Here is a 12,928-nt window from a genome sequence, read left to right on the forward strand (position 1 = left end):
ATCGCGTACGGGCTTCGAGGCCGGCAGGGATGCGGTCGCCGGGGTGGCGGCCGGCCGGATGCGCGTGACGGCGTAGCGCGCGGCCGGGATGCGGGTCACCGGCCGGCCGGAATGCGGGTCACGGCCTGACGGCCGGAGTGCGGTCCTGGTTGTCCGCCCGGCACCGGTTCAGTGGCCGGTTCTGAGCCGGTGCAGGGTGGCGATCACGTCGTCGAGCCAGGTGAGCGTCATGCGCTCGTACGCGATGCCGCCGCGCAGGACGACGTGCTGCAACTCCCGCCCCGCGTCGGGCGGCCCGGGAAGCCCGGTTTCGCCGAAGTCGCGCCGCTCGCCGGCGAGATAGCGCGCGAGCCGGTCGGCGTGCGCCTGGCGGTGGCGCTCCACCTCGCGCAGCAGCGCGGCCGGGTCGTCGAACGCGGCGCCCCGGATCTTCACGGCCAGCTCGTGCCGCACGCTCTCGGGTTCGATCGGTTCGTGCAGCCACCGCGAGAGGGCGTCACGCCCGACGGCGGCGACGGAGTACTCCTTCTTGTCGGGCCGGCTGTCCTGCGCCACCTCGCGGGCGTCGATCCAGCCGTCGCCCTCCATGCGCTTCAGGACGCGGTAGATCTGCTGGTGGGTCGCGGCCCAGAAGTAACCGATGGACCGGTCGAACCGCCGGGCCAGCTCATAGCCGGAGCCCGGCTTCTCCAACAGCGAGACGAGAATCGCGTGCTCAAGCGCCATGCTCGAATCCTTCTATGCAACGAGTTGCATAGACAAGCGACAGCGTCCAGGTGAGACACGGCTCACCCGACCGGGGCACCGGAACGCGGCCCCGGATCCCGTCGTTCCCGTTTGGGCCGCCGGGGCGCGGGCACTGGCAGGGATCGGAGCGGAAAGAGCGGAAAGCATATGAAACCGACCATCCGCGCCGAACGACCCGTACACGGAAGCACGAGGTGAGTCATGAGCGACGACGGCATGGCGGACGACGTCTACCAGCCCACGGGCGGCAACGAGGAGCAGCAGGACGCCGCTCCGCTCGACCTCCAGGACGCGGTCGACGAGCGCACCTATGACGACATGCTCGACGAGGGATACTCACCGCCCGAGAAGCCACTGGGTGTCACGAAGACCGGCGTCACGGCCGCCGAGCAGCATGAGGGCGAGTCCCATGACGAGCGGCTGAGCCAGGAGGTTCACGACGACACGGAACTCCCCGCGGACGACGGCATCGGAGATCTGCCCGGCGGCGAGGGCGAGCCGCTCGATCCGGAATCGGGCGTCGAGCGCGCCGGACGCCTGGTGGCGCCGGACGAGGGGGCCCGCCCGGACACGACGAAGGAGATGGTCGGATCCGACGAGGGCATCGACGGGGGCGCGGCGGCCGCGGAAGAGGCGGCGGTCCACGTCGTACCCGAGGACCAACTCCCTGCGGAGCCGGACGCCGCAGGCTGAACTCTCCCTCAGGCGTAGGTACCGCCCCGCGCGGTGCACGCGGCGGGCGGGGCGGGCGGGGCGGACAGGGGAGCGACCCGAGGGCGCGGCACCCGCAAGGCGCCCCCACTCCCGATGCCGGCCCCTGGTTCGCTCGTCCCGGCTGCCCCCACCTGCCCCACCCAGCCGGTCCTGCCGCCCTGCACGCGGGTGCCCCACCCAGCCGGTCCTGCCGCCCTACACGCGGGTCATGCCTCCGGATCCTCCGTCACAGGCAGGCACTCGGCGAGCAGGTCGACGACGTCGCGCCAGGCTCGCTGCGCGTGCCGCGGGTGGTAACCGACGCCGGGACGCACGGTGTGGTCGACCGACGGGTGATGGAAGGCGTGCAGGGCGCCGCCGTAGACCGTGAGGCGCCAGTCGACGCCCGCGGCCTGCATCTCAGCGGTGAACGCGTTTCGTTGCGCGGGCGACATGATGGGGTCCTCCGACCCGACTCCGGCCCACACCGGGCAGCGAATGCGCGCCGCCTCGCCCGGTCGGCCCGTGAGGGTTGCGTTGACCGTCCCGATCGCGCGCAGGTCGACGCCGTCGCGCCCGAGTTCCAGCGCGATGGCGCCCCCGGTGCCGTAGCCGACGGCGGCTGTCCGGCCGGGGTCGGTTCGCGGTTCGGCGCGCAACACGTCGAGCGCCGCGTGGCCGATGCCTCGCATCCGGTCGGGGTCGCCGAGCAGCGGCATGCAGCGGGCCAGCATGTCGTCCGGGTCGCCCAGGTAGCGCCCGCCGTGCAGGTCGAAGGCCAGCGCTACATATCCCAGCTCGGCGAGGGTATCGGCCCGGCGGCGCTCGACATCGCTGAGCCCCATGCCCTCCGGTCCGAGCAGCACCGCGGGCCGGCGGTCGACACCGGCCGGAAGCGCGAGGTGCCCGATCATCGTCAAACCGTCGGCCGGATACTCGACCGAACGTGTCGTAACCGTCGTCATGCAACTGGACCGTAGTGATCGTCGAGCCCGAACGGCCGGGGTTCCGCCGCCGGCGGAAATTACCCTCCCCAGGAGGCGGGTTCGGCCCTGTTGGGGTCGGATGCCGCACCTGTGCAGCGCGTAGAGCGATCTGGCCGCCGCCGAGCGGACGGCCTGGCCGGCACCGGGGAAGAGCCGGGGTGGAGAGCGTGGGCGAGGTTACGGCGTCCGGCCCGTGTGCGTACGAGCGTGCAGACGACGCCACGGATGCGGTCCGCAGCCAGGTGCTTCTCGGCGTTGCCGGCCAGCAGGGCGATGAGGAACTCGGCGAACGACCGGTCCTCGCCCCGGTAGCCGCGGATCGTCGACGGCGCCAGACACTTCTCACCCGCCGGGGAGGCCGACCACTCATCCAGGTGGGCCGTCGTCCATTGCCACGGTTACTCGTTGGCGAACTGAGGACCCGGCACATCAGCAGCATCTCCGGCTCGGTCGGCTCGCCCTCGATCTCACGGGCAACAGGCCTGCTCTCGCCGACGCCACGCCACGCCACGCCACGCCACGCCAGCACCACGCCCGTGCCGTAAAGGAACTCTTGACGCGAGTCGCATGTAAAGCCATCCTTTACGTGTGACCGATGCCCCTCCGTCCCTCAACGCCCTGAGCGCCCAGCTCGCCGAGCAGGCCTCGGCTCTGGCGGCCGCCGCGGGCAGCCCGCTGGCCTCCCCCGCCTATCTCGATCTGGTCCGGCGCGCCCAGCACGTCGACGCCGTGGCCGAGCAGGTCCTGAAGCTCTGCGTGCAGCAGTCCCGGGACGCGGGTCATACCTGGCAGGAGCTCGGAGACCTGCTCGGAGTCACCCGCCAGGCCGCATTCCAGCGCTTCGGCAAGCCCATCGATCCCCGGACCGGAGAACCCATGGACAAGACAGTGCACATGACGGACGCCGCGGAGCGCGCCCTCCAGATCGTCACGGATGTCCTCGAAAACCGGATGGACGCGGCGCGGCCCACCTTCAACGCGGAGGTCCTTGCCGCCTTCACCGACGAGGTGCGGGCCAACGGACTGGCCTCCGTCGCCGGACTCGTTGGCGCGTTCGAGGGCTTCGGCGACGGCGAGCCGTTCGTACGCCGCATCGGCGACCACACGGTCGTCGACATCCCGCTGCGGTACGAGGCCGGCGAGATGAAGGCGCGGGTCTCCTTCGACACGGACGAGAAGGTCGCGGGCCTCGTGATCATCCCGAAGGAAATCCCGTGACGGGAACGCTTTTCTGACGACCCGTCAATTAGTGCGCAGAGAAAGCGTGTTCCGCAGATCCAAACGTAGTCCCCTGACGGCGCGCGCCGGGCCGAAGCAAGCTCAGGCTCCGGCCCGGCGCACAACGCTGCCGGGAGACGACCCCTGGGTCGTCCGGTCGGGACTGTCAGGGGTAGGAGACCACCGTGGACGGGACCGTCGAGGTTCCCGACGTCGGGGAACCCGCCTCGTTGATGACGTGTTCGTACTGGCCGTTGCCGCCGAGGGAGACCACGAGTACGTCGTGGAACTTCACGCCCGCGGCGTTCGGCGCCGCGAAGCCGTGGTGCTGGACGATGCCCGTGTCGGCGGTGTAGTTGCAGTAGCTGCCCAGGCCCCACGCCTCGTGTGTGGTGACGTTGGGGCCGACCTTGTACGCGGCGTAGCCCTTGACGCTGCCGTCCTGAACGGCCGCCTGGTTCGGGGCGTCGTACGCCTTCTCGTTCTGGAAGAACACCGTGCGGCCGCGCTGCCCGAACCACTGCACGTCGTACTTGTTGAAGTGCTCCACGAACAGTCCGGTGCACAGCACGTCGTCCCCGTTGACGACGACGCCGTAGTCGGCGCGGTTGGTGTCCCAGCCGACGCCCGTGCCGTGGTCGGCGCGCCAGACCCAGGTGTGGTCGACGATGGTGTTCCGGCTGTTGATGACCATGCTCGTGGTGGCCTTGCCCGCGCCCGCGCCTCCGACACGTACGAACACGTCCTGCACGGTGGTGGGATTGGCCGAGTGGTCACGCGACGCGCCGGCCGGGCCGACCTCCAGCAGGGTCGCCGAGTTGACCGGCCCCGCGTCGATGAGGAAGCCCGCGAGACGTACGCCGTCCACATCCGCGACCCGCACCGCGGTCGCCCCGTTGTCCGGCACGATCGTGGCGTAACCCAGGCCGAGTACCACGGTGTTGGCGCGGTTGACCTGGATCGGCTGGTCGACGTGGTAGATGCCCGGTGTCAGCAGCAGATGCAGCCCCTGCGTGAGCGCCTGGTTGAGGGTGGCCGCGCTCACCCCGGGCTTGGCCACGTAGAACTGCGAAAGCGACAGAGAGGTGCCCCGCGGTGTGCCGCTCCCCCAGGTGACCCCGCGCGCATTGGTCCGCTTCTCGGGCAGGAAGACGCGGTACTCGCTGCCGTTGAGGTACAGGAACGGCTTCTCCCGCGAGACCGGAGTCGTGTCGAGCGTCGTGTACGACGGGTTCGGGAAGCTCTGGGCGGGGGCGCCCTGGACGCCGGAGAACACCATGTTCCACACGGCGTTGACCCAGCCGCCGATCACGCTGTCGCGGGTGTACCACTGTTGTTGTGAGTACGGCCCGACCTGGCCGTCGATCCGGCTGTCGGCGATGTAGCCGCCGCTGGCCCAGCCGTAGCCGGACGGAGCGAGGTTGAGGCCGCCCCGGACATGCATCCGGCGGAACGGCGCGGCTTGGGCGACGGCCCAGCGGTCGGTGCCGTTGACCGGCACGAGGGCCAGGTTCTCCGCGGAACGCCAGAAGTTCTGCGTCGCGTTGCCGTTGGCCCAGCCCGCGTCGACCGTGACGTCTCCGTTGATCGTGGTGTCGTCCGGGGAGAGACCGAGGCCGGCGATGGAGGTGTAGAAGCCGATCTGCGCGTTGATACCGCTGTAGGTGCCCGGCTTGAACAGCAGGGCGTAGCGGCCGGTGCCGAACTGCGCCGACTCCTGCTGCCGGAAGATCTGGTCCAGGCGGGCCTGGATGCCGGAGGTGGAGGGGTCGAAGACCACGACGTTGGGGCCGAGGTCGCCGCCGCCCGGCAGGGCGCGGGGGCTCCCGGAGACGGCGGTCCCAGGGGATGCCGGGGACGCGGGCGCCGCGGCGGCGGGCGTCGCCAGGCCCGCCACGAGGGGGGCCGAGGCGGCTGCGGCGGCGACGGCGCCGAGCACGGTGCGGCGGGCTACGGAAGAGGGGGTTCCGGACGGGGCATCGGGCGGAACAGGGGGCATGGGGAGACTCTCCTGGTTCAAGAGGTGAACGAAGGGGGGCGGGGGAGCGCTCTCTCGCCGGGGAATGCTTCATCCCGGTGAACTCAACGTCAAGGGTTGCGGCAGAAATCCCCGGGGTTCGCGTTCACATGTCGTCACATCCCTGGTGAGCGGGGTTCCGGGGACGCCGATGGTCCAACTGGGCTCAGGGGATGTGCCGTTGCGGCCGTCGCTCGGGCTCGGCGGACGTCTCGTCTTCTCGTGTCGCGCCCCTTGACACTCCCGCCCGGCCGCCCGGAGACTCCAGGACTGGGAGAGCGCTCTCCCACTCTCTCGCTCCAACCACGGACCGCGAACCACGGACCGCGAACCACGCCCCACGGGCCGTGGCAACGGCCACGGACGACAGTCCGGCGGGTTCCGATTCCCCCGGGGGCCCGGGAAGCCGCGCCACCGGCGAACCCGGTCGCACCCCCTCCCCGCTCCCTCTCGCCCTCTCCCCTCCCACCCCCCCAACTGCGCAATCTTCAGGAGGACTTCATGCCACGGAGATCGAATCTCCTCTCCGGCACCCTGATCGCGAGCGCCATGCTGCTGACCACGCTCGGTCTCGGCGGCGTCGCCATGAGCGCCGGCACGCCCGCACCGGGTGGCGCGGCCTCGGCGTCCCTCGGGACCGACCACACGGCGCACACCATGGCCATGACCATGGCCGCGTCCACCGCCACCTCGGCGGACGACCCCGACGGCGACGGCTACATCCCGGCGAACCCCCCGGTCACCGGCGTCTCGCCGTCGACACAGGACCCGCCGCACCGTTACTTCCACGAGTTCCAGGCCAACTGTTCGGTGACCCACACCGCCCCGGACGATCCCATCGTCTACCCGCAGCAGCCGGGCAAGTCCCACGACCACACGTTCATGGGCAACACCACCACCAACGCCAACAGCACCACCGCCTCGCTGGACGCGGGCTCCACGACCTGCAAGGCGCCCGGAGACAAGTCGGGGTACTGGATGCCCTCCTTGTTCAACGGCGCCCAGAAGATCCTGCCGGTCGGCCCTCAGACGATCTACTACAAGGCGGGCGTCACCGACTACACCAGCGTCCGTCCCTTCCCCAAGGGCCTCCGGTTCGTGGTGGCCAGCCCGATGCAGTCGGCCGACGAGTTCCGTCACCACCCCGGCTTCGTCGAGGGCTGGGAGTGCGGCGACAGCTTCTTCAACGTCAACTTCCCGGTCAACTGCCCCAGCCGGGCCGACGTCCAGCTCAACATCCGTTTTCAGGCGCCCAGTTGCTGGGACGGGAAGTACCTGGACACGCCCGACCACAAGAGCCACATGGCCTACCCCGTGGTCAAGCCCGGTACCAACGACAACGTCTGCCCGGCCGACCACCCCGTCGCGCTGCCGATGATCGAGTTCAAGATGGCGTTCCCGGTCAACGGGGACCTCTCCCAGGCGAAGCTCGCCAGCGGACCGAGCTACTCCTTCCACTACGACTTCTTCAACGCCTGGGACGACGCCACGCTCAAGGCACTGGTCGACCACTGCGTGGTCGGCGGTCTGCAGTGTGACGCGCGCGGCTACGACCAGACGCACCCCGAGGCGGGCGCGGCTCTGGACGCGAACTACCGGCTCCCCTGAGGGCGCGGCACCACCGCCGCCCTCCCCCCGTCCGGTCGGCCCGGCCGTTTTCCGTCCCGCCGCGGCCGGGCCGACCTCACTCCCCGCCGCACTCCCCCGCACCCCCACAGAAGAGGACACCGTGACCCCACCACCGCGTATCCGATCCCGTCGCCTGCTGGCGCCGCTGGCCGCGGGCGCCCTGACCGTCGGCGCTCTCGCCGCCCTGCCCGCGGCCACGGCGCATGCCGCGGGCAGCGTCGTCAAGGTGACCGGCTCCCAGGGCAACTGGCAGTTGTCCGTGGACGGGCAGCCGTACCAGATCAAGGGCCTGACCTGGGGACCTTCCGTCGCCGACGCCAACACGTATATGCCCGATCTGCAGTCCATGGGTGTCAACACCATCCGCACCTGGGGAACCGACGCCTCCAGCAAGCCCCTCTTCGACTCCGCCGCGGCCCATGGCATCAAGGTCATCGCCGGGTTCTGGCTCCAGCCGGGAGGCGGTCCCGGAGCGGGCGGCTGTGTCAATTACCTGACGGACACGACGTACAAGAACCAGGTGCTCGACGAGTTCCCGAAGTGGGTCCAGACCTACAAGGACAACCCCGGGGTCCTGATGTGGGACGTCGGCAACGAGTCCGTGCTCGGCCTGCAGAACTGTTACAGCGGCGACGAGCTGGAACGACAGCGCGATGCCTACACCACGCTCGTCAACGACATCACCAAGAAGATCCACGGCATCGACCCGAACCACCCGGTCACCTCGACCGACGCCTGGGTCGGCGCCTGGCCCTACTACAAGAAGAACGCCCCCGACCTGGATCTGTACGCGGTCAATTCCTACAACGCCGTGTGTGATGTCAAGTCGGCCTGGCAGCAGGGCGGTTACACCAAGCCGTACATCGTCACCGAGACCGGGCCCGCCGGCGAGTGGGAGGTGCCCGACGACGCCAACGGCGTGCCCCAGGAGCCCGGCGACCAGGCCAAGGCCGACGGTTACACCAAGGCGTGGGGCTGCATCACCGGCCACAAGGGGGTCGCGCTGGGTGCGACGATGTTCCACTACGGAACCGAGTACGACTTCGGGGGCATCTGGTTCAACCTGCTTCCGGCCGGACAGAAGCGGCTGTCGTACTACGCGGTGAAGCGGGCCTATGGCAAGGACACCTCGCACGACAACACCCCGCCCGTCATCTCGGCCCTGGACGTCGAGGGCGGCGCCGCCGGCGTGCAGGCCGGCCGCGACACCATCGTGGACGTGCGGGCCACCGACCCCAACGGCGACCCGATCACCTACGAGGTGCTCGACAACAGCAACTACGTGGACGGCAGCAAGCAGTTGGTCTCCCTGCCGTTCACCAACCTCGGCGGCGGCCGGCTGAAGTTCACGGCGCCCGACCGGACCGGCACCTGGAAGGTGTACGTCAAGGCGACCGACGGCCACGGCAACGTGGGCGTGGAGACCCGCTCGATCAAGGTCGTGCCGCCCGTGGTGAACGGGACGGACATCGCCCGCGGCAAGCCCGCCACCGCCTCGTCGTTCCAGGCCAGTTATGGCGACTGCCCGTGCACGGCGGCCAACGCGGTGGACGGCAACCCCGCCACGCGCTGGGCGAGTGACTGGAGCGACCCGCAGTGGCTCCAGGTCGACCTCGGCACACGGTCGTCCTTCAGGCACGTGCAGTTGGTGTGGGAGGCCTCCTACGCCAAGGCGTACACGATCCAGACCTCGGACGACGGCCAGAACTGGCGGACGGTCCGCACGGTGACCGACGGCAACGGCGGCGTGGACGACTTCGACGTCAGCGGCACGGGCCGTTACGTACGGGTCAACGGGACGGCGCGCGGCACCGGTTACGGCTACTCGCTGTACTCGTTCGGCGTCTACAACTGACGGTTCATCAAGGAACGGATGCAGGGTGAATGACGAGGGGGCGGGGATGAACGACGACGAGCTCGACCTGCTGATGGACAAGCTCACGCTGCGGGCCAAGGTCGGGCTGCTCACCGGCGCCGACACCTGGCGCACGGCGGCGGAGCCGGCGGTCGAACTGCGGTCGTGGGTGATGTCGGACGGGCCGGCCGGGGTGCGCGGTACGTCGTGGGACGAGCGGCACACCGCCGTCCTGCTGCCGTCGGCCACGGCGCTCGCCGCCACCTGGGACGAACCGCTGGTCGAGCGGCTCGGCTCTCTCCTCGCCGTCGAGGCGCGGCGCAAGGGCGTGCACGTGGTCCTCGCGCCCAACCTCAATCTGCATCGCAGCCCGCTGGGCGGCCGGCACTTCGAGTGCTTCTCCGAGGACCCCGAACTGACCGGCCGCATCGGTGCGGCCCTGGTGCGCGGCATCCAGGCGCACGGGGTGGCGGCCACGGCCAAGCACTTCGTGGCCAACGACTCCGAGACCGACCGGCTGACCGTGGACGTGCGGGTCGGTGAGCGCGCGCTGCGCGAGGTGTATCTCGCCCCGTTCGAGGCGGCGGTGGCGGCCGGTGTCCGGCTCGTCATGGCCGGCTACAACGCGGTCAACGGCACGACCGCGACGGCCAGTGCGCTGCTGGACGGCGTGCTCCGGGGCGAGTGGGGCTTCGACGGCGTCGTCGTCTCCGACTGGGGGGCGGTGCGTGCCATGCGGCCGGCCGCGCACGCCGGGCTCGACCTGGTGATGCCGGGGCCGGAGGGAGTGTGGGGCGAGGCGCTGGTGCGGGCGGTCGAGGCGGGGGACGTCGCCCCGGAGGCCGTGGACGAGAAGGTGCGGCACCTGCTGCGGCAGTCGCACTGGCTCGGCGAGCTGGGAGCGCCCCGTCCCCGGCCGCGGGTGAGTCCGCGCCCGGACCGGGTGCGGGCGATGCTGCGCCGTGCCGCCGCCGCGGGCACGGTCCTGCTGGCCAACAAAGGTGTCCTGCCGCTCAACGCCCACGGCCTGGCCACGGTCGCGGTCATCGGGGCACACGCCGCCCGCACCCGTACCCAGGGCGGCGGCAGCGCCGGGGTGTTCCCGCACAGCGAGGTCGGCGTCCTCGACGGTGTCCGGGCACGTCTGCGCGGCCGCGCGAAGGTCGTTCATGTGCCGGGCCCGACTCCGGCCGGGCCCCCTCCCGCGCTGGACGGCACGTGGTGCACCGATCCGGGCTCCGGGGCGTCCGGGATCCGGCTGCGCGTCCTCGACGCGGGCGGGAACGAACTCCATTCCGAACGGCGCTCCAGCGCCCGCCAGTTGGAGCCCCCGGTGCCTCCCGGCGCGCACACGGTGGAGATCAGCGCCAGGCTGCACCCGGCAGAGACGGGCCTGTGGACGCTGGGCATCGCCGGGTTCGGTCGCATGAGCCTGCGTCTGGACGGCAGGGACGTCCTGGCGGGCGACTTCGCCCGGGAGACCGACGACCCGGCGCTCGTCCACGTCACACCTCCCTTGCACACGGCGGCCGTCCACCTGGCGGCGGGCAGCGCTCCGGTGCTCGTCGCACGGCGCGAGCTGGCACCCGGCGCCGGTCGCGCGGTAGTCGTCAGCGCGGCGCCGCCGGCTCCGGAGGTGACGACGGCCGTCGCCGCGGCCGCCCGCGCCGCGGGCCGGGCTGACGTGGCGGTCGTGGTCGTCGGCACGACGGAGTACGACGAGTGCGAGGGCCGGGACCGTGCCGGCATCGCGCTCGGGCCCGAACAGGACGCCCTGGTGCGTGCGGTGGCCGCCGCCAATCCCCGTACGGTCGTCGTCGTCAACAGCGGCGGGCCCGTGGAGATGCCCTGGCGGGACGAGGTCGGCGCGCTGCTGTTGTCCTGGTTCCCCGGGCAGGAGGGCGGCACGGCGCTGGCCGACGTCCTGTTCGGCCGCGCGGAGCCCGGCGGGCGTCTTCCCACCACCTGGCCCGCGGAACTGCGGGACGCCCCCGCAGTCGACACATCTCCCGTCGACGGGCGGCTCACCTACGTCGAGGGCATCCACGTCGGACACCGCGGCTGGCTCCGGTCGTCGCGGACCCCCGCCTACTGGTTCGGACACGGGCTCGGCTATACGACGTGGGCGTACGAGGAGGTGACGGCGCCGGCCACGGTCCGCGCGGGCGATCCGTTCACGGTACGGGTGCGGGTGCGCAACACCGGTCCGCGTACGGGCCGCGAGGTCGTCCAGGTGTATCTGGCCCGGCCCGGCGCCGTGGTGGAGCATCCCGAGCGGTGGTTCGTGGGGCATGCGGCGGTGTGTGCGCGGCCCGGGGAAGCGGTGACGGCGCGGGTGGAGGTGCCGGCGCGGCTGCTGAGGCACTGGGACGAGGAGAGCGGAGAGTGGCGCGTCGAAGCGGGGCCGTGCCGGGTGCTGGCGGGCCGCTCGGCGGGGGACGTGCCGCTGGAGCACGACATGGAGCTGTATGCGCGGGACTGAGCTGGTCACACTCGCTGCGGCCCGGCGGGCCAGGAGGAGGGAGAGCGCTCTATACGGTGTCCCCGGCGTGCCGTTAGGGTGCGGGCATGAGCAGGCAGGCACCCACGTTGGAGGACGTCGCCCGCGAGGCCGGCGTCTCCCGGGCGACCGTTTCCCGTGTCGTGAACGGCGTCCGCAACGTGGACCCGGCGATCCAGGAAATGGTGCAGCGGGCGATCGAGCGGACGGGATACGCGCCCAACCGGGCCGCACGGTCGCTGGTGACCCGGCGCGCCGAAACCATCGCGCTGGTGGTGTCCGGCGCGGGCAGCGGGCCGGACGAGAGCCAGGAGGCGTTCGCCGCGCGCGTCTTCGCCGACCCCTTCTTCGGCCGGGTGGTCGCCGGTGTGGTGGGGTTTCTGCGCCCGCGCTCGATGCATCCGGTACTGATGTTCGCCGAGTCCGCCGACGACCGCCACGAGGTGCTCACGTATCTGCGGCAGGGCCGCGCGGACGGCGCGCTCGTGGTCTCCACCCACGCCGACGATCCCCTGCCCACGCTCCTGGCGGCGGCGAAGCTGCCCGCCGTGCTGTTCGCCCGCCCGGCGCGACCCGTTCCGCTGAGCTATGTGGACCTGGACCACCGGGACGGCGGCCGGCTCGCGGCGCAGCGGCTCCTGGCGCGCGGCTGCCGCCGGCCCGCGACGGTGGCGGGGCCGCTCGCGGTGACCGCGAGTCAGGAGCGGCTCGCGGGCTTCCGGGACACGATGGCCCGCAACGGCCATCCCTATGTGCCGGTCGCCGAGGGCGGTTTCACGCTGGACAGCGGCGTCGCGGCCATGGCGCGACTGCTGGACGAACTTCCCGATGTGGACGGCGTGTTCGCGGCGAACGACCTCATGGCGCAGGGCGCGTGCCAGCTCCTTCGCGAACGGGGGCGGCGGGTCCCCGACGACATCGCGGTGATCGGCTTCGACGATTCCGGCATCGCCACGGCCTGCCGTCCTCCCCTGACGACGGTGCGGCAGCCGGTCGAGGCGATGGCGGCGGAGATGGCGCGGCTGCTCGACGAGCACATCCGGGGGCAGCGCACCGATCCGACGTCGGTCGTCTTCGACCCCGAACTGATCGTGCGCGCAACGGCCTAGCGGGCGCCCGCGCAGTTACCCGCGCCCCTGGCGGGGTCGACCCTTGGCCGGGGTCCGGCCAAGGCCACCTCGGCCTGTCGTGCGGCGTGCCCGGCCTACGAGTTCGTTGGATGAGACACCTTGCTTTACCTCTTGACGCCTCACTTACGACGCCGCTTAACTCACGTCTTAAAT

Annotated in this window: 9 protein-coding genes; 6 read left to right on the forward strand and 3 right to left on the reverse strand. The window is 71.2% G+C overall.

All coding sequences use genetic code 11. The features are described from left to right. Window positions 1–168: 168 nt before the first annotated feature. Entirely contained in the window at window positions 169–726 is a 558-nt protein-coding gene (locus OG432_RS01390) for a PadR family transcriptional regulator (RefSeq protein ID WP_328306839.1), read from the reverse strand. 222 nt (window positions 727–948) lie between these two features. Between OG432_RS01390 and OG432_RS01395 the strand changes: the two genes are divergently transcribed. Further along, the gene (locus tag OG432_RS01395) at window positions 949–1,440 is read left to right on the forward strand and encodes a DUF5709 domain-containing protein (RefSeq protein ID WP_328306841.1); all 492 of its coding nucleotides are present in this window, start codon (window positions 949–951) and stop codon (window positions 1,438–1,440) included. Between the two features lie 227 nt (window positions 1,441–1,667). Here OG432_RS01395 and OG432_RS01400 read toward each other — a convergent pair whose 3' ends face one another. Continuing rightward, window positions 1,668–2,405: a dienelactone hydrolase family protein gene (locus tag OG432_RS01400; protein WP_328306843.1), complete on the reverse strand. Its 738-nt coding sequence runs from the start codon at window positions 2,403–2,405 to the stop codon at window positions 1,668–1,670. A 609-nt stretch (window positions 2,406–3,014) separates the two neighbouring features. On the opposite strand from OG432_RS01400, the gene OG432_RS01405 reads away from it, so the two are divergent. After that, window positions 3,015–3,644 carry a DUF3887 domain-containing protein gene (locus OG432_RS01405; protein ID WP_328306845.1) on the forward strand — a complete coding sequence of 210 codons (630 nt, stop codon included), beginning with the start codon at window positions 3,015–3,017 and terminating at the stop codon, window positions 3,642–3,644. Between the two features lie 166 nt (window positions 3,645–3,810). On the opposite strand, the gene OG432_RS01410 is transcribed toward OG432_RS01405, so the two are convergent. Continuing rightward, complete coding sequence (locus OG432_RS01410; protein WP_328306847.1) at window positions 3,811–5,643, reverse strand: coagulation factor 5/8 type domain-containing protein; 1,833 nt, start codon at window positions 5,641–5,643, stop codon at window positions 3,811–3,813. Between the two features lie 519 nt (window positions 5,644–6,162). Between OG432_RS01410 and OG432_RS01415 the strand changes: the two genes are divergently transcribed. The 4 genes from OG432_RS01415 (at window position 6,163) to OG432_RS01430 (ending at window position 12,754) form a co-directional block, all read left to right on the forward strand. Continuing rightward, on the forward strand, window positions 6,163–7,269 hold the full coding sequence (locus OG432_RS01415; RefSeq protein ID WP_328306849.1) for a DUF1996 domain-containing protein: 1,107 nt from the start codon (window positions 6,163–6,165) through the stop codon (window positions 7,267–7,269). 121 nt (window positions 7,270–7,390) lie between these two features. Then, window positions 7,391–9,145 (forward strand): discoidin domain-containing protein, encoded by a 1,755-nt coding sequence (locus tag OG432_RS01420; RefSeq protein WP_328306851.1) that lies wholly within the window; start codon window positions 7,391–7,393, stop codon window positions 9,143–9,145. A 46-nt stretch (window positions 9,146–9,191) separates the two neighbouring features. Beyond that, a complete protein-coding gene (locus OG432_RS01425) occupies window positions 9,192–11,627 on the forward strand; it encodes a glycoside hydrolase family 3 C-terminal domain-containing protein (RefSeq protein ID WP_328306853.1) in 2,436 nt (811 codons plus the stop codon). Window positions 11,628–11,713: 86 nt separating this feature from the next. Next, window positions 11,714–12,754 (forward strand): LacI family DNA-binding transcriptional regulator, encoded by a 1,041-nt coding sequence (locus OG432_RS01430; RefSeq protein WP_328306855.1) that lies wholly within the window; start codon window positions 11,714–11,716, stop codon window positions 12,752–12,754. The last annotated feature ends 174 nt before the right edge of the window (window positions 12,755–12,928 follow it).

The sequence above is a fragment of the Streptomyces sp. NBC_00442 genome, from assembly GCF_036014195.1.
Taxonomy (GTDB): Bacteria; Actinomycetota; Actinomycetes; order Streptomycetales; family Streptomycetaceae; genus Streptomyces.